The organism is Bacillus sp. 22475, assembly GCF_052044835.1.
Lineage (GTDB): Bacteria > Bacillota > Bacilli > Bacillales > Bacillaceae_G > Bacillus_A > Bacillus_A cereus.
This window is the reverse complement of record NZ_JBQENW010000001.1, coordinates 464,565-488,626: the sequence shown is the minus strand read 5'-3', so window position 1 is coordinate 488,626 and position 24,062 is coordinate 464,565. Positions and strand designations below refer to the sequence as shown.

The window sequence follows — 24,062 nt, the reverse complement described above, 5'->3', positions numbered from 1 at the left end:
GTTTTTCTCATATAATCGCTTTAATTCCTTCTAACACTAATCCAATCATAAATCCGCAAACCGCCCCGTTCACTCGGATCCACTGTAAATCTTTACCGACATTATTTTCAATCATTTCGATTAACGTTTTATCATCTAACTTATCAAGATTTTCTTGTACAAGCTTACCGATTTTCGAATGGTTCTTTTCCACAAGTGTGACAACTTGCTTTTGTAACCACTCCTCTATTTTTTGAACAGTTTGTTCATCTTCTTTTATTTTGTTCATTTGTTTTTGTAAAAACGGAATAACATATTTATCAGCAAATTCTTCATTATTTACAAAAGCAACTGCTCTTTGTTGTACTTGCTCTAGCATCTCTTTTATTTTGTCAGTAGCATTCCAATTCGCAATCCACTTTTCTTTCCAATTTTCCAATTCCTGTAATAAGGCTTCATTTTCTTTTACATTGATAATTTCTTGACGAATCTTCGCTAATATAAGTTGTCTTGTGCTATTATCAGCCTCTTGTAAGCTGTTAATATTACTAATGATAAACTTCTGCAAAATGCCGCCAATCTTATCTTCATCTACAATATTCATAAATGATTTCAAAGTAAACTGCAAGAATCCATCTACTTTTATATTTTCCATCGCCTTCATACCTAAGCTACCGAGCTGGTAACGAGCTTCATCTTGCGCTGTCCAATCTTTTACCTTCACTAATATGTAATCAAGTGTCTTTTCATCATATTCTTGCACAACTAATTGATCAACAAGCACTTGTAAAATGTTACTTGTATTAATTGTATGCAAATATGTTTTTAATTCTTTTTCAATAATAACAGCTAACTTTTCTGTATCTATTGTAACAATTGCTTTCTCTGCAATCGTTACAATCCCCTTTTTCACAGCATCAGACTGCATTTCTCTCTCAGCAATTTGCAGTATCATTTGTGCTAACTGCATCTCTTTTACTTTATTCGTAATACTTTCTTTCGTCAGCCATTCATTTTCTAACGTATGAATGAGCCCTTTCGTTACCCGTTTACGGTTTTTAGGTAACAAAGCTGTATGCGGAATTGGTATTCCCATCGGATGACGGAATAAAGCAGTAACCGCAAACCAATCCGCAAGTCCACCAACCAATCCAGCTTCAAATCCCCCTTGTATAATCTCTCCTGCTACCGTTCCTTGAAAAGGGATAGAAGCCGCAAAGCCGACACCCATAACCCCAAGCGAAATACCCGCTATATATTTAGTCTGTAATGACATCGTATACACATCCTCTTATTATGTAAAATAAAGCTTTTTTGTTGTATTTATTCAATATTAGTCATCCTTTATATATACTATAAAGAACTATTGTGAAAATAACAAAGATTTTTATGTACACGAAAAAATGAGGCTACAACTAGCCTCATTTTTCTTATACCGTTAATTCCAAACCTTTCCTATAGTATTCATTCATTATATCTTTTGGAACCATACTTCCACCCGTTCCCCACACAATATGAGTACCTTTTTTCACCTTCTCTGTTAACTGTTGCTTTTGTAAATACTCATCTTCTTTACATACTTTCACTGGCCCTATCATACCTGCTAGTGCAGAAGGCTCTAAATAAATATTCTCCGTATCAGCTAGTTCTTTTAACAATCTATATAACTCTTCATCGCTTACTGTGTAATTCCCACTCAAAAATGGTTCCATCGTTTTACCGACAAATCCAGATGGCCTTCCTACCGCAAGTCCATCCGCATCTGTTACATTATCAATTCCGATATCTTGAACGGAAATTTTGTCATGAAGGCCTGTCATTAAGCCGAGTAACATACAAGGAGAATGTGTTGGCTCTGCAAAGAAACAATGAACATTGTCTTTATACAATAACTTTAAACCGAATGCTACTCCGCCAGGTCCTCCTCCTACTCCGCACGGAAGATAAACAAATAAAGGATGATTTTCATCTACTACAACCTCTAACTCTTCTAATTGCTTTTGTAATCTTGATGCTGCTACTGCGTATCCTAAAAATAAATCATGCGAGTTTTCATCATCTACAAAATAACAGCTAGGATCCGCATCCGCTTGTCTTCTTCCTTCTTCTACTGCTTTACTATAATCATCTTCATATTCAATAACGTTTACACCTTTACTTCTTAATAAACCTTTCTTCCATTCTTTTGCGTCTGCTGACATATGAACAGTTACATTAAAACCTAGATTCGCACTCATAATCCCTATGCTAAGTCCTAAATTCCCTGTAGAACCTACTGCAATTGAATATTTTGAGAAAAACTCTCTACATGTATCACTATCTAAAACGGAATAATTATCTTCTTCTGTTACCATTCCATGCTGCAATGCTAGTTGCTCAGCATGTTTCAACACTTCATAAATGCCGCCCCTAGCTTTAATTGATCCTGAGATTGGAAGATGACTATCACATTTTAATAATAATTCTCCTAAAATAGGTTGCTCATATTTTCTCTCTAAAGCTTCTTTCATAGAAGGTATTTTCACTAAAGGTGATTCGATTATGCCGTTCGTCCCTTTCGTTTCAGGAAAAACTTTCGCAATATATGGTGCAAAACGCTTTAATCTCTCTTCTGCATCTTTTACATTCTCTTCATTCAATCGTGTATCTTTTATTGCTGTTTCATACTTTTCTATGTTTGGATTTATCCAAAATACTTCTTCTGTTGCAATAAGTTTATTCACTAACGGGTATTCTGCTTGTAATGCCCCTATTTCTTTCATTTTGTTTCCTCCTTATATCCTTGTAGCTCACCATACAATAAATTATAATTAATTTTAATATAGTTTAACACAAATAATCCAATTAAGTTAATTTAAATTTAATTTATTTAAATATAATTTAATAATCATTAAGGAGATTTTCATTATGGAAAATATAGATATTGGTAAAAAAATTGAAAAACAAAGAAAAGAAAAAGGTTTAACTAGTAAAGAACTAGCAAAGATGGCCGATATTACACCATCAATGTTAAGTCAAATTGAGCGCGGGTCCGCTAACCCTTCTATCCAAACATTAAAAGTGCTTGCTAAAGCTCTTGATGTGCCAACATTTAGCTTTTTACTTGAAGATACAAATACAGACGATTTAATTGTACGTTCCCATAAACGAAAGAAAATGATTATTGATAATTTATCATATGAAATGCTTTCACCTGATTTCACTGGAAATTTAGCAACAGCAATTATGACCGTCCCGCCTAATACAGCTTCATCAGAAAATGTGCTAGAACATAAAGGAGAAGAATTAGCATTTGTCTTAGATGGGAAAATCACATTATATTTAAATGAGGAAGAATACGTATTAGAAACTGGCGACAGTGTAAAGATACCTGCTTATTTAAAGCATAAATGGGTGAATCATTTTGAAAAAAACGCGATAGTCTTATTTTCTGTTACTCCGCCGATTTTTTAATATATCAATAAAAACAGGATGATTCTTATAAAATACGGATTATCCTGTTTTTATTAAATAAAAAAGTGAAATTTTTGTTAAAAACTTAACAGTTGGACCCAATCCGAACAATCCTCCTAAAAACATATTTACAAGTGGAACTATCCCTCCCATTGATGTTAACGTATCATGAGTCAGATTCATCCCACCACTACCAGAGGCACTTGTAATATTCACATGTAAGTTAATTTATTTTTCAGAATTTTGTTGAAAAATATGATAAAAATCATTCTTATACTTCTTCTATTTTGCTATTATAGAAATAATTAAATTAGGATACTTTTATCGGATGGGGGAATATATAATGAGTGTGTTATTAAAAGAACATGAACAAATTGTCAACGAATTAAACATTTTATATCAAGTAATGGTAGCGGAGCAATTAATTGAAGCGAAACAATTAAAAGAAAAAATAGAGAAACAGATTAATAAAATTGAAGCTGATCAAAATCTATCGCTTTACTACTCCCTACTAAACTTTAAATATAAGGTCCTAACCGATTGGACAAACATTAAGTATAATACTTTTAGTCAAATTGTTCGTTTAGACAATCCAATAACTGAAGACTTTATTACTTATTATTATCACTTTTTTAAAGCTGAACATGCTACCATTATTGGAAATTATGATGAGGCAAAAAAAGAATACGAAAAAGCTGAATCCCTTTTAAAACATGTACCAGGCGAACTAGAAGAAGCTGAATATAAATATAAATTCGCTATATTTAATCACCATACAAACAAACCACTTACAGCAATCAATTATGCAAATCAAGCTAAAGAGATTTTCTCAAAATATCCACGTTATGAAATTAAAATAGCTCTATGCGAAAACATTTTAGGCTCATGTTCTGTTTATTTAAAACAATTCGAACAAGCCGAAGAGAACTATAATTCAGCAATCAATATTTTACAAAAGCTGAAAGACGATACACTAATCTTAAAAGTTCGAAATAACTTAGGTTGGCTCTACTCTTCTCAAAATCTATCAACCCTTGCTATTAGACATCTTACAATAGTTACAAACAAATTACCTAAACACCTAAAAGCCAATTTTCTACAAGCCAAAGAACATTTTAGTTTAAATGAAAAAGAACTTGCAAACGATTGGGTTCAAAAAGGCTTAGAAATTTGTAATGAATTAAATAATCAAGAATATAAACACCATTTCACTATCTTAAAAACACAACACACTGGTATTCTAGACGACTTAGAAAACGCGATCATTGCAGGCACTACATATTTTAACAGCAAAGAATTATACGATTATGTACAAGAATATTACGAATTATTAGCAGTAGAATTTCATAAAGTGAATAAAATAGAGAAATCTCAAAAATATTTTTTCAAAACTTACGAAGCAAAACAAAAATTATTAACTAAGGAGGCACTAAGATAATGAAAAAGATTAGTTTAGCTATTTTAACCTTTACATGCATACTCGCTTTTGGATTTAATAATTTTACTGAAAGTCAACAAGCAAAACAACTTCCAAAATGGGATACAGATAAACAAGAAACACATGCAGACCTATAGAAACCTAAAAACCCCTAATAAAGGGGTTTTTAGGTTTCTATAATATAATGATTTAGCATATGATGAAGAAATATGCTTATAAAAGATAGCCATACACAGATACTCTCTGTACATGGCTATTTTTTATTTTTTCGGTACCAGCAAAATCCCTAAACTAATAATACAAAAGCTCATTATTTGCTGTGCTGATAGACCAAACAGAACCGAATTATGTTCACTAACAAGCGAAATAATGATTTGAGCAAACCCCTCAATAATTAGAAAAACACTTATATTCTTTCCATTTCCGAGCCTTTCATTTTTCATCCATAACAAGCCCATTATACAAAGAGCAAGGATGATCTCGTATACGAATATAGGGTGATATACAAGTCTAGATTCATATATTTTCATTCCCCATGGTAGTGTCGTTTGTACACCTACTTCATGATGTAATAGAAAATAAAAGATAATGCTCATACCCAATCCAAAAGGCAGTACATCAAGTAAAATACGAAGCGAAAATTGCTCCTTTTTACTTTTCCAAACAATGTATACACTAGCAATTACCCATCCTACTACAATATGTTGCATACTTCCAACAGCTAATAATGCTTGCACCGGCGCCCCAAAGGCCCATACAGGATTTAAAATTGCCGGTGCAAACTTCCATACAAATACGATGATAAGAAAAGCATTGGTTACGGTATCCATCATTTTTTCATATGATACATTTTGATGCCTCATCTTTCGCTTCATCAACATAAATCCAAATAGACTTCCAATTATAAGAGATACGGGTTGTAACCTCACGATCCACTCCATCGTCACGAAATCTCCTTTTAATTCTCAATCAATTTCTTAAATTTCTTTTCTAATTGATCTGGTGGTAATACACCTCGTACATGATCTACTATAATTCCATCCTTATTAACAAAAAATGTCGTCGGTAAAGAGAATACTTTATAATCTAGTCCAGCTACTCCGTCCATATCTAGTAGAACTGGAAACTCAAATCCATAGCGATTAGCAAATGCGCTTGCTTCTTGTACTGGGTCACTAACAGTTGCATTCACCGCAAAAATTTCAACATCCTTTTTATATTTATCATACATATGAACTAAGTCAGGTGCCTCCATTTCACATGGCCCACACCATGATGCCCAAAAATTAATAATATACGGTTTTCCCTTTGCATCATTTAACGACTGTAACTTTCCGTCTAATCCTTTTAATGTGATGCCAGGTGCTTTAAAACCGACTTGTGGTAATACTTCTTTCTCCTGTAACTCTGCTTGTTTCGCTTTTCTTTCCTTCTCTTCTTTCTTTGAATTATAAAAATTGATCCCCGCCCAAACGAGTGCCCCTATTAGTATAATAGCAATTAATTTCTTCACTCTTTTTCCTCCTCATTTTAAAATCCTGTAACTCCACCAAATAGACGAATAATGAATGCTGTCATTTCCGTCATTTGATTTATATACAATAAAATACCTGTAATATATGATAAATAAGATATATAGCGATAAAAAGTATCATGATATAAATGACAATACCTCTATCTACACTACATAGAGTAGTGTTTATCCTTAAAAAAAGAGGCTATATGCACTCTCCGACAATAAGGACAACCGACACACAGAATAACCCTATTGTTACATATACCGAATTCGTATGTAACGGGATATTAAACTTCACAACTTTTTCATTTAGCACTTGCTCGATTCGTAAATTTATTGCTGTTTTTGCAAATGAAGCTGTAACACATCGATTTTCCATTGTCTTTATTTTAATTAATTTTAATAACGCGCTACCTAACTCAAATGAAGATTCCATTTTTCGCATAGCATATCTATCAGCAGCTAGCTCCTGATACGTATGATATCGCTGTAACAACCCTTTTAATATCGGTATGTACATCATGCCTTCTGCTAATAGCGTAAAACAAAATAATTTTAACGGATCACGATTATTTTGATGATATTCTTCATGGAAAATAATTGCATCCATTTCTTCATCTGAAAATGTCTGAAGCATCCCTTCTGACATGACAACTTTCGGACGAAATAGCCCAACTGTAAATGCCGCAACTTCCGTAGTCGGTAATATATATATTTGTTTTCCTTTTCGGATGAAAGGGATAAGTACTTTTTTTAATTTTTTACTATAGAAAAATTGTCGCCAAATTCTTTTGCATACGATTAATATAGTAAGTAATAATAATCCAGCGATTATAATACGAATCAGCGATAATTCTTTCATATGTTTTTCTAACTGGAACAAGCAAAAATTTGAAAGAAAGAACATCTTATTTTGAAACAGAAATGGATATGTAACGTAATACACTAACATACTGAAAAAGAGGGTACTAACAATTACTGCTAACAATACGATTTTACGCATTTGCCATTTCATTTCATTAATCCTCTTTTTTTAACTGACTCAATTTGTCTTCTAACTTTTTTATTAAAGTCGGATCAGCCTGCTCTAACTCATCTAACATATAATTTACAACTAAATCTCCAAATTCCCCCATCAATTCCTGTGTCATTTTCTTCGTTTGCTTGGATAAGAATTCTTCTTTTGTTTGTACAGCACGATATATGCCACTTCTTTTTACAATCTGTTTTTCTAAGTGTAATTTCTCTACTAACCTGTTCATAACTGTCATAACAGTGTTAAAATTCACAGGCGATTCTTCACTTAATTTCTGCTGCACTTCTTTAATCGTAATACCTTCGTTAGACCAAACAATCTCCATAATTTTCGCTTCAAGCGGTCCAAAGAAATGATTTAACCCGCGCTCATTTAATTTATAGTTTTGAGTAAACATAGTATAGCTCCTTTCACACTACGAATTGTAGTACAAATTAAATAAAAGGTCAAACACGAACGAGATACACTAAAATTTACTACTTATAAATACGTACGCCATTCCATTCATTATAATCCTAGCTTCTCTCCAAATGTTTCAAAAAGATACTGCTCTAATATTTGTACACTAAACTTCTCATTACGTCCAAGTGCAAATAATTCCCGATCTTTTGCTACGATAGTATCTAATGGAATAACGACATTATCCACTATTTTTGTAATTTCAATTATATTACTTTTTACATTTACTTCTGTTTTAAATTCAACGTTTTCTAACACTATATGTGAACGTCTTCCTGATGCAAAAAAAGTAAAATTAGGATTTTTAACAACGCCAATTTCAGTCTCTAACGCATATAAATAGTGAAAAATTACATCTCTATGTCCATCTTTTATTATTTTTTCATCCTTCTCATCGTCTAAGTATTCTTTCAGCTTCGTTGTAAATTCAAATCGAAAATCCACTTTTTTCACGCTCCTTCTTTGTATTTCATATTAAATAAATATATTGAAATAATTTTACCATATTGTAATACAACTTCCTATTAAAAGTAAAAACTGTTTTAGAAAATCGCTATTATTTCCGATACCCTTTTAAAATATAAGTATAAATTCAATATGAATGAATGCGTCATTACATCTATTTAAACATATTTTTTCCATATTTTGAAACATTAGTATGAAATATTATATATCAATGAATGGTTTCTAATGCATTGGTATATATAGTCAGTAGTTTCTTTACTATTCCGATATACTTAAGCTACATTTTCTAATTATTGATTACATTACGGAAGGAATGTAACTCTCTTCTATCGAATTTTTATATAACAAAAATGATTAGGTGGTGCTTTACTATGAAATTAGCTGTCATTGGTGGCGGTGATTTACAAGATTCAAATCACTTGCCTATTAATGAACGCCTTATAGAATTAACAAATAAACAGTACCCAAAAATATTGTTTATTCCAACGGCTAGTCATGATGATGAAAGCTATATAAAATTATTTTTAGACACGTTTGAAAAACAATTACATTGTGAAGTACAAATTTTACGTACTACAACAGATTTACCTTCTAAGTATGAAATAGACGAGATGATTCATTCAGCCGATTTAATTTATCTTGGTGGCGGGAACTATATTCACATGCTTACACAATGGAAAGAACATAGACTCGATGAAAAATTATTATTGGCTCTGCAACAAGGAACACTTATTGCTGGTTATAGCGCTGGTGCTATGTGTTGGTTCACGTCTAGTATCCGATCAGATTATGAAGGTTCTGGTTATATAGAGAGTAACGGATGGGGGATTGTTAATAAAAGATTTTGTCCACATTATAATCAATTAAACAGAATGAACGCCTTCCATTCCTTTTTACAAAATCATCAAGGGAATATAGAAGGAATTGCACTCGAGGATAATTGCGCTTTATATATTACAGAAGAATCCTTTGAGATTATCGGTGAACCGGAAAAAGCGTGGGAGTTTTATATGAGTGATAAAACACTCATTAGACAACATTTTGATATCACTTTAAAAAGCTATTTGTAAACCTGCACTTACGAAAAAATGTCCCTAAGTCTAATAACTTAGGGACATTTTTTCTATTTAACTAACTAATCGTGTAATTCGTTTCTTTTGCCATGAAAGCTTATAATATGCATACTGTAATATTAAGCTGACAATAAATGCTGCTGGATACCCGATCCAGATGCCTTCTATTCCAAGACTTGTATGGTAAGAAAGATAATATGCTACGGGTACTTCTACAAGCCAAATTGAAACAACTCCAATAACAGTTGGCCAAAGTACTGTACCGCTCGCTCGCATTGTCGCACTAATAATTTGTGCATGACCGAAAATTAAATAACTCCATAACGTAATCATAACTAAGCTATGAGCAATTTCAATTGTAGTTTGACTCGTTAAAAATAGTGATAAAATGTCTCTTGAGAATAAGTAAATAAGAGATATTAACACACCACCGATGACGTAGTTCATAATAATTCCGGCCTTCACAACTTTCTGCAATCGATCAAATTGATTCGCACCAATCGATTGTGCCGCAAAAATGGAAACTGTAATACCAAGGCTAACCGCTGGCATTTGTACATAACTTGCAACTTGGTTCACAACGCCGTAAGCAGCTGTTGCATCCGAACCGTAGCGATTTACAAACGCGATTACGGCAATTTCAGATAATTAAACTAATATCATATTAATACTTGCTGGAATACCGAGTCTTAGCAATAACTTTAATAACTCCCCATCCATTCGAAGGTATTTTCTAACCGTGCCATCTAGTTGTAATGGGTGATTTTTCTTCTTTAAATACACCAGCATGACAATAAACGTAATAACTGTAGATATAACAGAGGCATAGGCTGCTCCATACACATCTAATTTCGGAGCTCCTAACCATCCAAAAATAAGAATCGGTAATAAGATCATATTTAGAGCTGTACTTACAATTAAAAAGTAAAATGGCGTTTTAGAATCTCCTGTACCTCTCATAAATGTTGTGTATGCGAAATATAAAAATAATACTGGCATCGATATAAATAAAATTCGTGCATAATGTACGCTTATTTCAATAATATTTTCTGGCGTTCCCATTAGACGCATAATATCCATCGCAAAAATACTGCCTATTATCGCCAACACAACTCCAATAATAAAGGTAAATGTCAGCGTCGTACCAACGATAGCTTTTAAACGATCTTCGTTTTTAGCACCAAACGCCTGACCAATTAAAATAGAGCTTCCTGAACCGATACCAATTACAAATGAAACGAGTAAGAAAAATAACGGGAAGAATGCTGATATGGCCGCTAAATCATTAACTCCAAGCCATCTTCCTACTACTACCATACCAAATAATTGTCCAACTGATTGTAGTACATTACTTAATAATAACGGTACTAAAAACATCGACATCGATTTCCAAATCGGTTTACTCTCACTTTCCAACTTATGTGACTCCGCACCTTCTTTATTGTTATCTGCAGGTGGTTTCAAATTTCATTTCTCCTTTTATTAAACATCTATTTTCAATCTCTATCTCTTTGTATAGTTGTTATAATACTGTGCTTCTATTCATTTTCTTTTCGTATGATTATAACTTCACCCAATATTGACTTCCATCGGCTGTTCGATCTAAAAATCCATATTCGATTAAATATCTTCTTAATGTTACAAAATCAGGGTATACTTTTGCTATCACTGTATTTACTTCTTTTTCATTATACTTTTTATTACTATCAAACTTCTTCACTAAATGGCGCAATATAATTAATTTACGCTTTTGTTTCTTCGGAAATTTAGAGAGAGGTCCATCTAATCCTTCTGTAAAATGAGCTTTTAATACTTCATCATTTTCTTCTTCCGTAATATTGTATCGATCATCCACCATCGTTGCTGTTCTATGAATTGGCACAAATTTCGTTTGTACTTTTGATTTTTCTTCTGATAATTCCATTAGCGCTAAAAATACTTTTGCTTGCTTCATTTTCTCTCGCAGTGTAAATCGATGATTACGAATTGTTGATGTACTTCCGCCATCCATTTCTTTTACAATTTCTTTATCATTCAGTCCCATATGGAAAAACTGAACCATTTTCTTTTGTAAATCCGTTAAACCAGTAAATTTCTTATCCATATTTAACAAATAATCAAACATAGACGTATGCTCATTTTGAATATGCAATTGGACGAACTTCTCTGCTTCATACAAAATTTGATTATCTTGATAAATAACACCTTTAATAAATGTTTCACCACAAGCTAAGCAAATGTACTCCTCTTTTTCTTCATCAAACACATACCCTTTCTTTAATTCCTCTATTGACGCATCCCAAAACTTCTCTGAAATATCACTCATACTAAACACTCCTTCAAAATGTTTATTTAAAAACCAAACAAATCACTATTCCGTTTATTATCACTTCATCATCTTATCATAACACAAACAAACATTTCAACGTTTCGTTTGCCCATTTTATAAACTTTTAAAAAAACATCTATCGAAAGGGTTTAATACAACGAGAAGCGAATATGTTTATACAAATTCATTTTATAGGATGTAAAATAGAACATGAATATTCTTCATCCCCCCTTGGTTTACCGTTAAGAAAATTGCACAGAATACATATGCGATTAGTGAATATGGAACCGGTATTCACTCATGCCAAAACTTCAGTATTCAATTTTAACTACAAAAAAGATGTTTCCGTATAAGAAAACACCTTTTACTTTTTATATATTCTATTTACAGTCTCTATTAAAACCTTACTTGCTTGTACAAATGTATGCTTTCGATTTCTATCTTCAACAAATTTATTAGCACAACTACTCATAATCATCATACAACTAATTATGACTAACGCTATCTTTCTATTCTTGTAAGTCACTCCATGCCACTCCACTATTACAAAACTTCTTTTAAATTTATCCCATCAAGAAATTTTACATGAATAATAAAACGTGTGAATATGCAATTCTGCATATTCACACGTTTTATCACAATGTTATGATTTAATTTAGTTAAAGAACAAGTATACCGAGGTGACTAACTTGAAATTTAAAGCGAAAAAAAATCCATTCCACGTCATTTTCATTACATTATTTATAATTATTTTTTTCGTTTCGTTATTCTTCCAAAATGAAAATTCTATTTTTTTCACTCTCATGATGCTATTAAATATCGTGAATCTTTCTTCATTCTATTTCTCTCACTACAACGTAACGGAATCATCTCTTGTTGTAAAACACGGTTTCATACTTCGTACTGAAATCCCATTTAAAGACATTCGCCATATTAAGTACTCTGGCAAAAAACTTCGTTCAAAAAAATGGACGAGGCAACAATTAGAAATTAATTATAATTTATTTGACTCAGTGACCACTTTCGTACCACAAGAAGAAGAAAAATTCATTTCACTCTTAAAAGAGAACTGCCCACAGATGAAAGTAATGAATACGCCCGCTAACAAATAATATATTTTGAAGCTTGCAGTATTGCAAGTAGATGAAACATAAAAATGAACATCAAAAAAGCCAAGATTCTATACTCAGAACCCTGGCTTTTTCTATTACTCTTTTGGAGCAATCATTTTCTTTGGATCTACAATTTCATTAAATTGCTCTTCTGTTAGTAGTCCAGATTGCAATGCTGCTTCTTTTAAAGTTAATCCTTCTTTATGAGCATGCTTCGCAATTTTCGCTGCATTTTCATATCCGATATGTGGGTTTAGCGCTGTTACAAGCATTAGTGAACGATTCACATTTTCATTAATTACTTCTTCATCTGCTTCAATACCAACTGCACAATTGTCATTAAACGAAACAATTGCATCCGCTAATAAGTGAGCTGATTGTAAGAAGTTATAAGCAATAACAGGTTTAAATACGTTTAACTCAAAATTACCTTGGCTCGCAGCAAATCCGATTGTTGCATCATTCCCCATCACTTGCGCTACAACCATCGTTAATGCTTCACTTTGCGTTGGATTTACTTTACCTGGCATAATAGAGCTTCCTGGTTCATTTGCTGGAATAATAATTTCTCCAAGACCACTACGCGGACCACTTGCAAGCCAACGTACATCGTTAGCAATCTTCATTAGATCCGCAGCTAATGCTTTTAATGCACCGTGAGTATATACAACTTCATCATGGCTCGTTAATGCATGGAACTTATTTGGTGCAGAAATAAATTGCTTACCTGTAAATTGACTAATTTCCTCTGATACCATCTCACCAAATTTAGGATGAGCATTAATACCTGTTCCAACCGCAGTTCCACCAATTGCTAACTCTTTCATATATGTATTGCTCTCTGCAATCATACGCTCTGTTTTTTCAAGCATACGGTGCCATCCGCTAATTTCTTGCCCTAAAGTTAACGGCGTTGCATCTTGTAAATGTGTACGACCAATTTTTATAATATGTTCAAATGCAGTTACTTTTTCTGCTAAAGTTTCTTTTAATTTCGTAATTGCTGGTAATACCTGATTTTCTACTGCGATTACACAAGCTACATGAAGCGCCGTTGGAAATGTATCATTTGAACTTTGTGACATGTTCACATCATCATTCGGATGAATGTGTACGTCAGATCCCTTCTCTTTCAAAATTTGATTCCCACGATTTGCAATTACTTCATTCACATTCATGTTTGACTGTGTACCACTACCTGTTTGCCATACGACAAGCGGAAAATGTTCATTCCATTTCCCTGCAATCACTTCATCCGCAGCTTCTACAATTGCTTCTGCTTTTTCTTCTGATAGCTTTCCTAATTTTTGATTGCTAAGCGCTGCACTCTTCTTTAAAATTGCAAATGCTTTTACAATTTCAAGCGGCATTTGCTCTGTTCCAATTGGAAAGTTTTCTTTACTACGTTGTGTTTGTGCTGCCCATAATTTATCAGCTGGAACTTTTATTTCTCCTAATGTATCTCTTTCAATTCTGTACTCCATGTTTTCATCCCCTTGAAAATATAATACCTACATCTCTTATAATAACAGACTTTCTCTTAAATGATAAGAATTCTCACTCTTATATATAGATATTCTATATTTATTTTAAAAAATTCCTCTTGACCTAAACTTAAGTTTAGGCTGTATCCTTTCCATTGTAACCTACTATAACACTACTGGAGGAATTCAATATGAAAAAATATGCTTTTATAACAGGTGCGAATAAAGGAATTGGATATGAACTTGTTCGTCAATTAGCAGAAAAAGATTATCACGTATTTTTAGGTGCTCGTAATGAACAACTTGGACAACAAGCCGTAAAATCTTTAAATGTTTCAAACGTTTCCTATATTCAAGTAGATATTTCAAATGCACAATCCATTCAAGAAGCAACAAAGAAAATTTACGAAACGACTGACCACTTACATTTATTAATTAATAACGCAGGCATAGCACTAGACTTCAATACGCTACCTAGTGAATTAAATATTGAAACTTTACGCCAAGGATTTGAAGTTAACTTTTTTGGAACTTTCCAAATGATGCAAGCCTTTTTACCATTATTAAAGAATTCAAGCAACAGTAAAATAATAAATGTAACAACTGACATGGCCTCACTAACAATGTTTGCTAATGGTGAAACACATCCAATTAATACACTAGGATATAATTCTTCAAAAACAGCTATTAATGCTTTAACATTAGCTTTTAGTAAAGAATTTGCTACTAACGGTCCAGAAGTATTTGGGGTAACTCCTGGTTTTACAACTACGGATCTTAATGGAAATTCCCCCGGTGGCCATACAACCACTGAAAGTGCTAAAATTATTATTAAATATGCATTAAGTGAAACAAACTATAATGGTAAAACACTTAATAAAGATGGCATTATACCTTGGTAATAAAAGGATGAATGATATGTATTATACAATTGGGCAAGTCGCCAAAATGCAACACTTAACTATTTCTCAAATACGTTATTACGATAAACAAGGACTGTTTCCTTTTCTGCAAAGAAACGAAAAAGGAGATCGAGTTTTTGATGAAGAAGCACTGAAATATTTAGAGATGATTTTGTGTTTAAAAAACACTGGTATGCCAATTCAAAAAATAAAACAATTTATCGACTGGTCTATGGAAGGAGAATCTACCATCCTTCAAAGGTTAGAATTAATGAAACAACAGGAGACCAATGTCTTACAGCTCATTCAAGACACTGAAAAAAACTTAAAAAAGATACAACAAAAAATTGCTAAATATGAGAATGAAATAACTTCAGCAAATGCTATTAAAAAATAAAAAAATCACCTTCTACATATTGTAGAAGGTGATTTTTTATTTTATGATGCTTGCTTTCCTTTATCTGCATCATCTACATACCAGATGAATTTGCCTGTATATCCGTAAATAACTGCTAAAATTAACGATACGAAGCTTAACCACATAAACGGAACGTATGAGAACGTTGCTACACCTAAAATACCAGCCATAAAAATACCATTATCAGACCATGGAACCATACCTGAAGTTAACGTTCCACCTACTTCTGAGTTACGCGCTAATACACGACGGTCTATTTTTAATTTATCATAGCTATCTTCCATAATTTTTGGTGTTAAAATTAGTGATACATACATCGCACAACCAAATATATTAGCTAAGAATGCCACGATTAATGTAGACAATGTTACATTACCTGCAGAATTTAATTTCTTCTCGAATTTTGATACGATTACTTTTAAAACACCTAGTTTTTCAAGTAATCCACCAAATCCTAAACCGAAAATAATAACGGCTACTGAGCCAAGCATGCCGTTAATTCCACCACGGTTTAATAACTTGTCAACAAACTCAACACCAGATTGAATTGAGAATCCGTTATAAGCTGTTCCAATTGCCTCTCCAAAGTTCATCCCTTGGAAAAGAGTTGCCCAAATTGCACCAATTAAAGCTCCCATTGCAATTGTTGGCATAGACGGTTTTTTCATCGCTAATAGAACGATAACAATGACCGCTGGGACAAGCATCCATATTTTAATATCAAATTGCTTTAATAAAGCTTCTTTTAAAAATTCTACTCGATTCAAATCTACATTATCGCCGCCATACATCCAACCAGCTACAGTAAACATAATACTAGTAATAATATAAGCTGGAACATCTAATACGAGCATAGCTCGAACGTGAGCAATAACATCTACTTTCGCCATAGAAGCTGCAAGAACTGTGCTATCAGAAAGTGGTGATAATTTGTCGCCGAAATAAGCTCCTGAAAGAACTGCACCAGCAACAAGCGGAAGTGGTAAACCAAGTCCTTCACCAATCGCCATCATAGCAATACCTGCTGTTCCCACTGTTCCCCAAGACGTTCCTGTTGCGATAGAAGTTATAGAACAAATAATTAATGTTGCTAATAGGAATATGCTAGGGTGAATAAATTCTAATCCATAATAGATTAATGTTGGTACTACCCCACCAGCAATCCATGTTCCAATTAAAGCACCTACTGCAACTAAAATCAGTATCGCTTCTAATCCGTTAGAAATCCCTTTCGTAATTGCATCTTGCAATTCTTGATAACGAAATCCTAATCTTAATCCAAGCGCAATTACTAAAAACCATGAAATAAATAGCGCTAATTGAATTGGGAGATCAAAAATCGTTTGGAAGGAAAAGACAACAGCAAGAAATAGTAATAAAAGAACTATGATTTCTAGCATCGATGGTAATCTTACACTTTTCATTTTTTTCTCTCCTTACAAGTCGATAACATGACGTATGTCGTCTTACGTGTATGTAGTATACAATTAGCGAAGACAAAACAAAATTTTCATATTATTTCGATTTATTTTTCCAGTATAATATATTCACAACCCTTTCTATTGTAAAAGTAGATTACGTTTTTCGCAATGAAAAATATAAAAAATGTTGTATTTTTATTTATCCCGATATTTTCGGCCAATAAGACCCCCGCCTTAAAATTCAGTAAGTACAAAGCACTTAAGTAAGAAATTAACTACTGTAAAATTCCGAATTGATATGAACGTATTAAAGCTTCACTTTATTTACAAAGAAAAATCCCATACTAACTTTTTTAATATTTGCTGCAACAAAACTTTTTACAACTATCTTCACTTTTTAATTCACACTATTATTTTCCACACAAAAATAGGGCACACATCATAAAAATGATGCATGCCCTATCTTTATTTATACATATTTTGTATTTCTTCTTTATTTTTAAGTATTTCCTCAAACTTATCACTACACCCCTTCGGAAATAACACTCCCAGACCATATGAATGCGCAAATTGAAAATGAGGGTACTTCGCTTTTACCTCATCCCAAAACTTATACACGCCGAAATCACTACTTCTAACTTCAATATCATGAAATAATACAATACCGTTTTTCGCGACTTTCGGTAGCCATGTATTATAATCGTGAGAAACAGCTTCATACGTATGATAGCCATCAATATGCAAAAGATTTATCGTTTCATCTTGAAACCGATCTACAGCATCATCAAAAGTAGATCGAATTAAATTTCCTATATTAAGGTAGTTATCGCTCACTACTTTTTCTACTATTTGAAAAACCCCTTCTCCATATGGACCTGTATGCCCATCTCCAGCCCAAGTATCTACTGCAAAGCATTTAGTCGATAACCCTCCATCTTTTACTCCCTGGCAAAAACTAAAAAAGGAGGCTCCTAAATGTGTACCTAACTCAACTAAAGTTTCTGGTTTTTCAAATCGTACTAAGTCATATGCAAAATCTAAATGTCCACTCCAAGCAGATTGTGACCGAATAATAGGACTAAATGTTTCAAATTCAAATGATGGTTTATAAGTAACCCAGTTCATCGCATAACTCCTTCTGCACATATTTTTAACAAACCAAATTACTCTTATCTTTATTTTTTTATCGCCTTGATTATGATTCTATTTCATGAAAATATGAAGAATTTATTCTTTTCTATTGAGGTAAAGCATCATATACATATGGGTCAGTTGGCTTATTAATTTTCTCGATTTTGTTTACTTTTACAAGTGGAAAGACTGTTCCTTTATATGTCGTTTCATCTAATAATCCTGTTATTTTCACCCATGTTTCTTCTGGAATTTTTTCAATATTTTTCCCGGTAACAATCATCCCCCAGACTGATGCATCCGCAATACAACAAGTTATACTATATCGAGCCACTACTGCTTTATTACCCGTCACATCTTTATCCTTATATATAAACCCTAAGAATGTAATTTCTTCCCCTTTAAACCCATTAACATTTTGACCAATTACATTCATTGTTTGAACATAATCCTTATCCTTTACTTGTAGTTTACGCTGTCCTAACATACTTTTTACTACTTGCTCTTCCGTTTCATAAGCCGTTGATAAATTTGATGTTTCATCTGGATCAACTGATACTTCTCGCCCATCAAAATTAACCTGTTTCCCCTCTTTTTCGTTCCATTCCAGACTTCTCGCCTGTATACTTTGATTCATACCCCTTTTTCCTGCTAAACTTCCATCAATTGTTACACTTCCAAAGAGAAAAGCACTAACTATCGGAACAACAAATAAAACATATACAAAGAAACTTTTTATCCCTGATTTTGATGTTGTATGATGTTTACAACAATTACAATCATGCTGTTTTTCTCTTCCATCTCCCCAAACTTGTACAATACCAAAAATTAAAATTACTACAAAAGCTATATACGTAAATTTAATCATTTTTGGAGCGATAAAATTATAAATATTCCCTGTTACAAGTAGTTTAAATAAGAGCATTGCTAAACCAATTAAAATAATTCCACGTATATAGCGATGATACGCCTTCTGCTCCTCTTTCTCCATTCTTTCTCACCTCCTATAACATTATGATTTGCAGAATGGTATACACAGATACAATGACAATTCCTATCAAAAAGAATACAAATCTCTTTTGAAAATACGCAAATAGCATTAACGTATTTTTCATATCAAGCATAGGCCCAAACACAAGAAATGCGAGAAGTGCCTTTACCGAGAAAACATGTCCAAAAGATGCGGCTATAAAAGCATCGGCTGCAGAACAAATTGATAAAACATAACCAAATCCCATCATAATAACGGGAGCAATTACTTCGTTATGTGCTACTACATCCAGTACATTCCGATCAAAAAACGTTTGAAATACACTTGCTAAAAAAGCACCTATCAATAAATACTTACCAGTATCAAAAAACTCATCTACAGTGTGATTCATAACATCTTTCCAACTCTTTTTTTTGCTTGTTTGAACTGAAACCTCTACGTCTTTTAAAACATTTCTTTCGCGATAGCAATAATACACAATTAGACCTATGAATAGAGCAACTAGAATTGTTATCCCAAAGCGTGCATATACAACGTAATCATTTTTTGGAAACGCATATACAGTAGATAAAAGAACGACTGGATTCATAATGGGTGCACTCATTAAAATAACAATGCCTACATGAAGTGGTAACCCCTTTTGAATGAGCCTTCTTACAATTGGTATAATGACACATTCACACATTGGAAAAAGAACTCCCACAAATACTGCTGGAATCATTGCAACAATTGGAGATTTCGGCATTACTTTTTGAATCATATCTTCCGTCACAAACACTTGAATACATGAAGAAACAATGACCCCTAATAAAATAAAAGGTATTGCTTCAAAAATGATACTTAAAAATACCGTATTCACATTCAACCATTCCTGCGGTATATTTTTATACAAATTTACTAGACTTGTAAAATCTACAAAAAATAATAAAAAGAGAAACATAGCGATAAGAGCTATGCCTACTAATTCTTTTGAAACTCTATTAAAGACCAAGCTTCTCGCCTCCATTTTATTTATATGTAAACATGTGCTTGTCCAAATGCTTCATACTACAGCACAAATTTTATAGTCTATTTCTATTCTTAAATCGTAATCATTATGATTTATTATTGATTTTTCTTTTCCCATCGTTTAATATAAAACGTAATCATTACGATTTAAAGGAGAGATCATTTCATGAAAAAAGTACCTATCACTGTATTAAGTGGTTTTTTAGGATCTGGAAAAACTACCTTACTACATCACATTTTGACTAATAAGAATAACTTAAAAGTAGCTGTTATCGTTAATGATATGAGCGAAGTAAACATTGATGCATCTCTTATAAAAAAGGGTGGTTTTTCACGTACGGAGGAAAAACTAGTAGAAATTCAAAATGGCTGTATTTGTTGTACACTACGAGAAGATTTAATGATAGAAGTGAATCGTCTTGTGGAAAATGGTGATATTGACTATATTATTATTGAATCTTCTGGTATAAGTGAGCCTATTCCAGTTGCTCAAACGTTTACTTATACAGACGAAGTTCTTAACATTGATTTAACGAAAAATTGTCGCCTTGATACGATGGTTACAGTTGTAGATGCAAATAGATTTTGGGATGATTTTGCAGATGGAGAAAGTTTATTAGACCGAAAACAAGCAATCGATGAGAATGATACTCGGGAAGTTATTGATTTATTAATAGATCAAATTGAGTTTGCAAACGTAATTATTCTTAATAAGATAGATTTGCTAGAAAAAGAAGATGTGATAGAGCTTCATCATTTACTAAAAAAATTAAATCCTAATGCAAAAGTTCTTGAATCTTCGTTTAGCAAAGTACCATTACAAGAAATTTTAAACACAAATCTATTCAATTATGAAGAAGCCAGTCAATCGGCCGGCTGGATACAAGAATTAAATAGTGATCATCATACACCGGAAACGGAAGAATACGGTATCAAGTCCTTTGTTTACCGCCGCAAATATCCTTTCCATCCCAAGCGCCTTATGAATTGGTTAGAAAAATGGCCTTTAGATGTTGTAAGAGCGAAAGGATTCTTCTGGCTGGCATCTCGTAATAATATGATAGGGCTTCTATCTCAAGCAGGTTCCTCTATTACAATTCAAGGAGCCGGTGAGTGGATAGCGGCATTACCTGAAACTGAAAGAAATCAAATGATTACAGAAGAACCAGAAGTATTGAAAAACTGGGATAAACAATATGGAGATCGAATAACCGAACTCGTATTTATCGGAATTGATATGAACTGTTCTTTAATTGAACAATCATTAGATGATTGTCTATTAACAGAAAAAGAAATGAGACAAGATTGGAATACATTTATTGATCCTATACCGGCTTTTACTTATACTTCATAATAATTAATAAAAGGCTTCAGTAGAATGAAGCCTTTTTACTTTATAGCACTCTTATTTAATAGGTTTGCTTTAATTATAAATACAATTGTACCTAAAACAATTAATATAGCATATACGATACCAACTACATCCCCTATGTTTTCTAAGCCAAGCGGTAATATTATAGTAGCAACTCCAACTATATAAGAAAATGCTCCTGAAAGCTTCGCTAATTTATTTTTATCTCCAACAAACGTTTCTTCTTGATATCCTGCTAACAAAAACAACCTCTTTTTCACATGTATTTGATACACTAAAAAAATGATAAGTAACCCAACAAATAAACAAACTAAAAATCCATCTAACATATACTCCCCCTCCTCTACAATATTTTACTATACATAAAAAACAAATTAGAAATTTCAGTTTATTAACGAGTCATTCTGTGATATATTGCATATTGTATTCAATTTGTATTTTTAGAAAGGAGAATTTTAGATCCTATGGATTCAAATCGATTAAAAGGAATTATAATGGTCATAATCGGTGCTTGTTTATGGGGCTTGTCTGGTACAGCTGCACAACAACTTTTTCAATATGACAATGTTTCAACCGAATGGTTAGTTACGATCCGTTTACTTATATCTGGAATTATTTTGCTCATGATTTCCTCATTCGGAACGAGAAAAAAAGAGATATTTGGCATTTGGAAACAAAAATCTGATGCTATTAAAATGATTTTGTTTGGTCTATTCGGTATGCTTGCTGTACAGTATACGTATTTCGCTTCAATTAAAGAAGGAAATGCTGCCGTGGCAACATTATTACAATATTTAGCTCCTATATTCATCACTGTATACTTACTTTTCAAATGGAACGTTCGTCCATCAAAAATTGATTTTATTTCAATTACCCTTTCATTAGTAGGCACTTTTCTCTTACTAACAAACGGGTCTGTTCATAACTTGGCTGTTTCTACACCAGCTATTATTTGGGGTATTTTATCTGGATTATCTCTCGCTTTTTATAGTTTATATTCAAAGGAATTGTTAGAAAAATGGTCTTCCTCCGTTATCGTTGGATGGGGCATGATTATTGGGGGTATTGGTGTAACGATTGTACACTTTATTTCTACAAACGAATTCATTTTATTATCAACTATGAAATATGTAAAACTCAGTACCCTACCGCTCATCACATTTGTCGTCATTTTCGGGACACTTATTGCCTTTTATTTATACTTAGACAGCATACGATACCTGACTCCGAAAGAAACAACATTATTTGGTTGCACAGAACCACTCGCAGCTATTATTTCTTCTGTACTTATATTGCACGTGCCATTTCAATCTTTTCAGTTATTAGGCGCTTTTTGTGTCATTGTAATGGTGCTCATCTTAAGCCAAAAGCCGGATGAAGGGAAACAAAAATTAAAGCTTGTTCATGCAAAAAAGGAAAATATACAATGAAAGGATTGAATTCACTATGCCTGTCCCTCAAAATTATAAAAAACCAGGAAGAATTTCAGCAAAATCACTCGTTTTAAATCAACTACAAAATTGGATTATTGAAGGTGTACTGAAGCCCAATGAAAAAATTAATGATGGGGAATTGGCTGAGGCACTAGGAGTAAGCAGAACACCTGTAAGGGAAGCACTTCAAATATTAGAGCTTTCTGGATTAGTGGAAATGGTACCAGGGCAAAAAACGAAAATTGCTCCTATTAAGTTAGACGACGTATCTATCATTTATGAAACGATGGCTGGTCTTCACTCTATTATAGGAAAGCAAGCTCTTCAAAACATTACAGACGCTGATATTCAACTACTTTCTGAAATAAATGATCATTTTCAGCACTCTATAGAGAAAAAAAACGCAAAACAAGCTTTAGAATTAGATATACAATTCCACAATACAATTTCTTCTATTGCTAAAAATCAATATATTGAACCCTTTCTAGAAAATATGCAACTTCACGTTTTACGTCTTGAATATTTGTTTTTCCAAAACTTTGTTCCAGCAAGTCAATCTATTGAAGAACATCACTCTATCATTCAAGCATTGCAGAAGCAGGACGAAAAACAAATGGAACAAATAATGACTCAAAACTGGCTCCGTCCCATGAAAGAAATACAAAAAATAATTTCTACGAAATAAAAGGAGAGCTGGTTACACAAAATTGTAACCAGCTCTCCTTTTACTAATCTATATAGCTACGCCTGAACATTTGCATAATCTTCCATATCTTCGTACTCTTTTTCCAATTCCTCTAAAGACAGCTCGTATAATTGTCGGTCGCGAATCTTAAACACACCTGCTCCAATTAACTCATCAATTAAATGCCTCTTACGATTTTCAACAGCAAAACGGAGTTGACTACTCATCTTTTAAAAAACTCCTTTCTACGATCATTGAAAATGATAATCTTTATCAATTACCACTTTTGATTATAAAAGATGACTCTTTATAAGTAAAGTAATTTCATGAAATATTTACCTTGCAAAGTATTTGTGG

General features: G+C 32.8%; 26 protein-coding genes and 1 pseudogene. 10 read left to right on the top strand and 17 right to left on the bottom strand.

Annotated elements, in window-relative coordinates; genetic code table 11:
- Nucleotides 1–7: 7 nt before the first annotated feature.
- Entirely contained in the window at nucleotides 8–1,255 is a 1,248-nt protein-coding gene (locus ACTJJY_RS02730; protein WP_440604936.1) for a DUF445 domain-containing protein, read from the bottom strand.
- 154 nt (nucleotides 1,256–1,409) lie between these two features.
- Nucleotides 1,410–2,741 (bottom strand): D-serine ammonia-lyase, encoded by a 1,332-nt coding sequence (locus tag ACTJJY_RS02725; RefSeq protein WP_440604935.1) that lies wholly within the window; start codon nucleotides 2,739–2,741, stop codon nucleotides 1,410–1,412.
- Between the two features lie 145 nt (nucleotides 2,742–2,886).
- Here ACTJJY_RS02725 and ACTJJY_RS02720 point away from each other — a divergent pair, with 145 nt between their 5' ends.
- Nucleotides 2,887–3,432: a helix-turn-helix domain-containing protein gene (locus ACTJJY_RS02720; protein ID WP_000427637.1), complete on the top strand. Its 546-nt coding sequence runs from the start codon at nucleotides 2,887–2,889 to the stop codon at nucleotides 3,430–3,432.
- Between the two features lie 39 nt (nucleotides 3,433–3,471).
- Here the strand turns inward: ACTJJY_RS02720 and ACTJJY_RS02715 are convergent, their stop codons facing one another.
- Nucleotides 3,472–3,648: an ATPase gene (locus ACTJJY_RS02715; RefSeq protein ID WP_440604934.1), complete on the bottom strand. Its 177-nt coding sequence runs from the start codon at nucleotides 3,646–3,648 to the stop codon at nucleotides 3,472–3,474.
- Between the two features lie 127 nt (nucleotides 3,649–3,775).
- On the opposite strand from ACTJJY_RS02715, the gene ACTJJY_RS02710 reads away from it, so the two are divergent.
- Nucleotides 3,776–4,870: a tetratricopeptide repeat protein gene (locus ACTJJY_RS02710; protein WP_440604933.1), complete on the top strand. Its 1,095-nt coding sequence runs from the start codon at nucleotides 3,776–3,778 to the stop codon at nucleotides 4,868–4,870.
- A complete protein-coding gene (locus tag ACTJJY_RS02705; protein WP_000724012.1) occupies nucleotides 4,870–5,007 on the top strand; it encodes a hypothetical protein in 138 nt (45 codons plus the stop codon). Before ACTJJY_RS02710 ends, ACTJJY_RS02705 begins: the two co-directional genes overlap by 1 nt.
- 123 nt (nucleotides 5,008–5,130) lie before the next feature.
- Here the strand turns inward: ACTJJY_RS02705 and ACTJJY_RS02700 are convergent, their stop codons facing one another.
- From ACTJJY_RS02700 to ACTJJY_RS02680, 5 genes are all read right to left on the bottom strand, one after another.
- The gene (locus ACTJJY_RS02700; RefSeq protein ID WP_440604932.1) at nucleotides 5,131–5,811 is read right to left on the bottom strand and encodes a prolipoprotein diacylglyceryl transferase family protein; all 681 of its coding nucleotides are present in this window, start codon (nucleotides 5,809–5,811) and stop codon (nucleotides 5,131–5,133) included.
- Between the two features lie 17 nt (nucleotides 5,812–5,828).
- Nucleotides 5,829–6,383, bottom strand: a complete 555-nt coding sequence (locus tag ACTJJY_RS02695) for a TlpA family protein disulfide reductase (protein ID WP_440604931.1) — start codon at nucleotides 6,381–6,383, stop codon at nucleotides 5,829–5,831.
- 205 nt (nucleotides 6,384–6,588) lie between these two features.
- Nucleotides 6,589–7,401 (bottom strand): M56 family metallopeptidase, encoded by an 813-nt coding sequence (locus ACTJJY_RS02690; RefSeq protein WP_440604930.1) that lies wholly within the window; start codon nucleotides 7,399–7,401, stop codon nucleotides 6,589–6,591.
- Nucleotides 7,402–7,405: 4 nt separating this feature from the next.
- Entirely contained in the window at nucleotides 7,406–7,819 is a 414-nt protein-coding gene (locus ACTJJY_RS02685; protein WP_440604929.1) for a BlaI/MecI/CopY family transcriptional regulator, read from the bottom strand.
- 110 nt (nucleotides 7,820–7,929) lie between these two features.
- A complete protein-coding gene (locus ACTJJY_RS02680; RefSeq protein ID WP_440604928.1) occupies nucleotides 7,930–8,325 on the bottom strand; it encodes a DUF3942 family protein in 396 nt (131 codons plus the stop codon).
- Nucleotides 8,326–8,717: 392 nt separating this feature from the next.
- On the opposite strand from ACTJJY_RS02680, the gene ACTJJY_RS02675 reads away from it, so the two are divergent.
- Nucleotides 8,718–9,416, top strand: a complete 699-nt coding sequence (locus ACTJJY_RS02675; protein WP_000762115.1) for a peptidase E — start codon at nucleotides 8,718–8,720, stop codon at nucleotides 9,414–9,416.
- A gap of 57 nt (nucleotides 9,417–9,473) precedes the next feature.
- Here ACTJJY_RS02675 and ACTJJY_RS02670 read toward each other — a convergent pair.
- Nucleotides 9,474–10,883: pseudogene (locus ACTJJY_RS02670) on the bottom strand (MATE family efflux transporter).
- A gap of 97 nt (nucleotides 10,884–10,980) precedes the next feature.
- Nucleotides 10,981–11,745, bottom strand: coding sequence for a DUF2087 domain-containing protein (locus ACTJJY_RS02665; protein WP_440604927.1), 765 nt, complete (start codon nucleotides 11,743–11,745; stop codon nucleotides 10,981–10,983).
- Between the two features lie 692 nt (nucleotides 11,746–12,437).
- On the opposite strand from ACTJJY_RS02665, the gene ACTJJY_RS02660 reads away from it, so the two are divergent.
- Nucleotides 12,438–12,860 (top strand): PH domain-containing protein, encoded by a 423-nt coding sequence (locus tag ACTJJY_RS02660; protein WP_000669072.1) that lies wholly within the window; start codon nucleotides 12,438–12,440, stop codon nucleotides 12,858–12,860.
- Between the two features lie 95 nt (nucleotides 12,861–12,955).
- Here the strand turns inward: ACTJJY_RS02660 and fumC are convergent, their stop codons facing one another.
- Nucleotides 12,956–14,344: a class II fumarate hydratase gene (fumC, locus tag ACTJJY_RS02655; RefSeq protein WP_440604926.1), complete on the bottom strand. Its 1,389-nt coding sequence runs from the start codon at nucleotides 14,342–14,344 to the stop codon at nucleotides 12,956–12,958.
- Nucleotides 14,345–14,535: 191 nt separating this feature from the next.
- Between fumC and ACTJJY_RS02650 the strand changes: the two genes are divergently transcribed.
- Nucleotides 14,536–15,246 carry an SDR family NAD(P)-dependent oxidoreductase gene (locus tag ACTJJY_RS02650; protein ID WP_440604925.1) on the top strand — a complete coding sequence of 237 codons (711 nt, stop codon included), beginning with the start codon at nucleotides 14,536–14,538 and terminating at the stop codon, nucleotides 15,244–15,246.
- A 16-nt stretch (nucleotides 15,247–15,262) separates the two neighbouring features.
- Complete coding sequence (locus ACTJJY_RS02645) at nucleotides 15,263–15,643, top strand: MerR family transcriptional regulator (protein WP_000291861.1); 381 nt, start codon at nucleotides 15,263–15,265, stop codon at nucleotides 15,641–15,643.
- Nucleotides 15,644–15,684: 41 nt separating this feature from the next.
- Here ACTJJY_RS02645 and nhaC read toward each other — a convergent pair whose 3' ends face one another.
- From nhaC to ACTJJY_RS02625, 4 genes are all read right to left on the bottom strand, one after another.
- On the bottom strand, nucleotides 15,685–17,088 hold the full coding sequence (gene nhaC, locus ACTJJY_RS02640) for a Na+/H+ antiporter NhaC (protein ID WP_000843992.1): 1,404 nt from the start codon (nucleotides 17,086–17,088) through the stop codon (nucleotides 15,685–15,687).
- A 462-nt stretch (nucleotides 17,089–17,550) separates the two neighbouring features.
- The gene (locus ACTJJY_RS02635) at nucleotides 17,551–18,210 is read right to left on the bottom strand and encodes a class I SAM-dependent methyltransferase (protein WP_100910360.1); all 660 of its coding nucleotides are present in this window, start codon (nucleotides 18,208–18,210) and stop codon (nucleotides 17,551–17,553) included.
- A gap of 112 nt (nucleotides 18,211–18,322) precedes the next feature.
- On the bottom strand, nucleotides 18,323–19,207 hold the full coding sequence (locus ACTJJY_RS02630; RefSeq protein ID WP_440604924.1) for a TIGR03943 family putative permease subunit: 885 nt from the start codon (nucleotides 19,205–19,207) through the stop codon (nucleotides 18,323–18,325).
- 13 nt (nucleotides 19,208–19,220) lie between these two features.
- Nucleotides 19,221–20,213: a permease gene (locus tag ACTJJY_RS02625; protein ID WP_440604923.1), complete on the bottom strand. Its 993-nt coding sequence runs from the start codon at nucleotides 20,211–20,213 to the stop codon at nucleotides 19,221–19,223.
- A 168-nt stretch (nucleotides 20,214–20,381) separates the two neighbouring features.
- Here ACTJJY_RS02625 and ACTJJY_RS02620 point away from each other — a divergent pair, with 168 nt between their 5' ends.
- On the top strand, nucleotides 20,382–21,569 hold the full coding sequence (locus ACTJJY_RS02620; RefSeq protein WP_440604922.1) for a GTP-binding protein: 1,188 nt from the start codon (nucleotides 20,382–20,384) through the stop codon (nucleotides 21,567–21,569).
- A gap of 35 nt (nucleotides 21,570–21,604) precedes the next feature.
- Here the strand turns inward: ACTJJY_RS02620 and ACTJJY_RS02615 are convergent, their stop codons facing one another.
- Nucleotides 21,605–21,916, bottom strand: a complete 312-nt coding sequence (locus ACTJJY_RS02615; RefSeq protein WP_440604921.1) for a DUF3784 domain-containing protein — start codon at nucleotides 21,914–21,916, stop codon at nucleotides 21,605–21,607.
- A gap of 135 nt (nucleotides 21,917–22,051) precedes the next feature.
- Between ACTJJY_RS02615 and ACTJJY_RS02610 the strand changes: the two genes are divergently transcribed.
- Together ACTJJY_RS02610 and ACTJJY_RS02605 are read left to right on the top strand one after the other, a co-directional pair.
- On the top strand, nucleotides 22,052–23,017 hold the full coding sequence (locus tag ACTJJY_RS02610) for a DMT family transporter (RefSeq protein ID WP_440604920.1): 966 nt from the start codon (nucleotides 22,052–22,054) through the stop codon (nucleotides 23,015–23,017).
- 16 nt (nucleotides 23,018–23,033) lie between these two features.
- Nucleotides 23,034–23,705 (top strand): GntR family transcriptional regulator, encoded by a 672-nt coding sequence (locus ACTJJY_RS02605; RefSeq protein WP_002023787.1) that lies wholly within the window; start codon nucleotides 23,034–23,036, stop codon nucleotides 23,703–23,705.
- 56 nt (nucleotides 23,706–23,761) lie between these two features.
- Here ACTJJY_RS02605 and fbpA read toward each other — a convergent pair whose 3' ends face one another.
- Nucleotides 23,762–23,932 (bottom strand): Fur-regulated basic protein FbpA, encoded by a 171-nt coding sequence (fbpA, locus tag ACTJJY_RS02600; protein WP_000098303.1) that lies wholly within the window; start codon nucleotides 23,930–23,932, stop codon nucleotides 23,762–23,764.
- Between the last annotated feature and the right edge of the window lie 130 nt (nucleotides 23,933–24,062).

What these genes read in the sequence shown, in the direction of transcription:
- ACTJJY_RS02730 (WP_440604936.1), bottom strand. Translation starts at nt 1,255, where the DNA reads ATGTCATTACAGACTAAATATATAGCGGGTATTTCGCTTGGGGTTATG.
- ACTJJY_RS02725 (WP_440604935.1), bottom strand. Translation starts at nt 2,741, where the DNA reads ATGAAAGAAATAGGGGCATTACAAGCAGAATACCCGTTAGTGAATAAA.
- ACTJJY_RS02720 (WP_000427637.1), top strand. Translation starts at nt 2,887, where the DNA reads ATGGAAAATATAGATATTGGTAAAAAAATTGAAAAACAAAGAAAAGAA.
- ACTJJY_RS02710 (WP_440604933.1), top strand. Translation starts at nt 3,776, where the DNA reads ATGAGTGTGTTATTAAAAGAACATGAACAAATTGTCAACGAATTAAAC.
- ACTJJY_RS02705 (WP_000724012.1), top strand. Translation starts at nt 4,870, where the DNA reads ATGAAAAAGATTAGTTTAGCTATTTTAACCTTTACATGCATACTCGCT.
- ACTJJY_RS02700 (WP_440604932.1), bottom strand. Translation starts at nt 5,811, where the DNA reads ATGGAGTGGATCGTGAGGTTACAACCCGTATCTCTTATAATTGGAAGT.
- ACTJJY_RS02690 (WP_440604930.1), bottom strand. Translation starts at nt 7,401, where the DNA reads ATGAAATGGCAAATGCGTAAAATCGTATTGTTAGCAGTAATTGTTAGT.
- ACTJJY_RS02685 (WP_440604929.1), bottom strand. Translation starts at nt 7,819, where the DNA reads ATGTTTACTCAAAACTATAAATTAAATGAGCGCGGGTTAAATCATTTC.
- ACTJJY_RS02675 (WP_000762115.1), top strand. Translation starts at nt 8,718, where the DNA reads ATGAAATTAGCTGTCATTGGTGGCGGTGATTTACAAGATTCAAATCAC.
- ACTJJY_RS02665 (WP_440604927.1), bottom strand. Translation starts at nt 11,745, where the DNA reads ATGAGTGATATTTCAGAGAAGTTTTGGGATGCGTCAATAGAGGAATTA.
- fumC (WP_440604926.1), bottom strand. Translation starts at nt 14,344, where the DNA reads ATGGAGTACAGAATTGAAAGAGATACATTAGGAGAAATAAAAGTTCCA.
- ACTJJY_RS02650 (WP_440604925.1), top strand. Translation starts at nt 14,536, where the DNA reads ATGAAAAAATATGCTTTTATAACAGGTGCGAATAAAGGAATTGGATAT.
- ACTJJY_RS02645 (WP_000291861.1), top strand. Translation starts at nt 15,263, where the DNA reads ATGTATTATACAATTGGGCAAGTCGCCAAAATGCAACACTTAACTATT.
- nhaC (WP_000843992.1), bottom strand. Translation starts at nt 17,088, where the DNA reads ATGAAAAGTGTAAGATTACCATCGATGCTAGAAATCATAGTTCTTTTA.
- ACTJJY_RS02635 (WP_100910360.1), bottom strand. Translation starts at nt 18,210, where the DNA reads ATGAACTGGGTTACTTATAAACCATCATTTGAATTTGAAACATTTAGT.
- ACTJJY_RS02630 (WP_440604924.1), bottom strand. Translation starts at nt 19,207, where the DNA reads ATGGAGAAAGAGGAGCAGAAGGCGTATCATCGCTATATACGTGGAATT.
- ACTJJY_RS02625 (WP_440604923.1), bottom strand. Translation starts at nt 20,213, where the DNA reads ATGGAGGCGAGAAGCTTGGTCTTTAATAGAGTTTCAAAAGAATTAGTA.
- ACTJJY_RS02620 (WP_440604922.1), top strand. Translation starts at nt 20,382, where the DNA reads ATGAAAAAAGTACCTATCACTGTATTAAGTGGTTTTTTAGGATCTGGA.
- ACTJJY_RS02615 (WP_440604921.1), bottom strand. Translation starts at nt 21,916, where the DNA reads ATGTTAGATGGATTTTTAGTTTGTTTATTTGTTGGGTTACTTATCATT.
- ACTJJY_RS02610 (WP_440604920.1), top strand. Translation starts at nt 22,052, where the DNA reads ATGGATTCAAATCGATTAAAAGGAATTATAATGGTCATAATCGGTGCT.
- ACTJJY_RS02605 (WP_002023787.1), top strand. Translation starts at nt 23,034, where the DNA reads ATGCCTGTCCCTCAAAATTATAAAAAACCAGGAAGAATTTCAGCAAAA.
- fbpA (WP_000098303.1), bottom strand. Translation starts at nt 23,932, where the DNA reads ATGAGTAGTCAACTCCGTTTTGCTGTTGAAAATCGTAAGAGGCATTTA.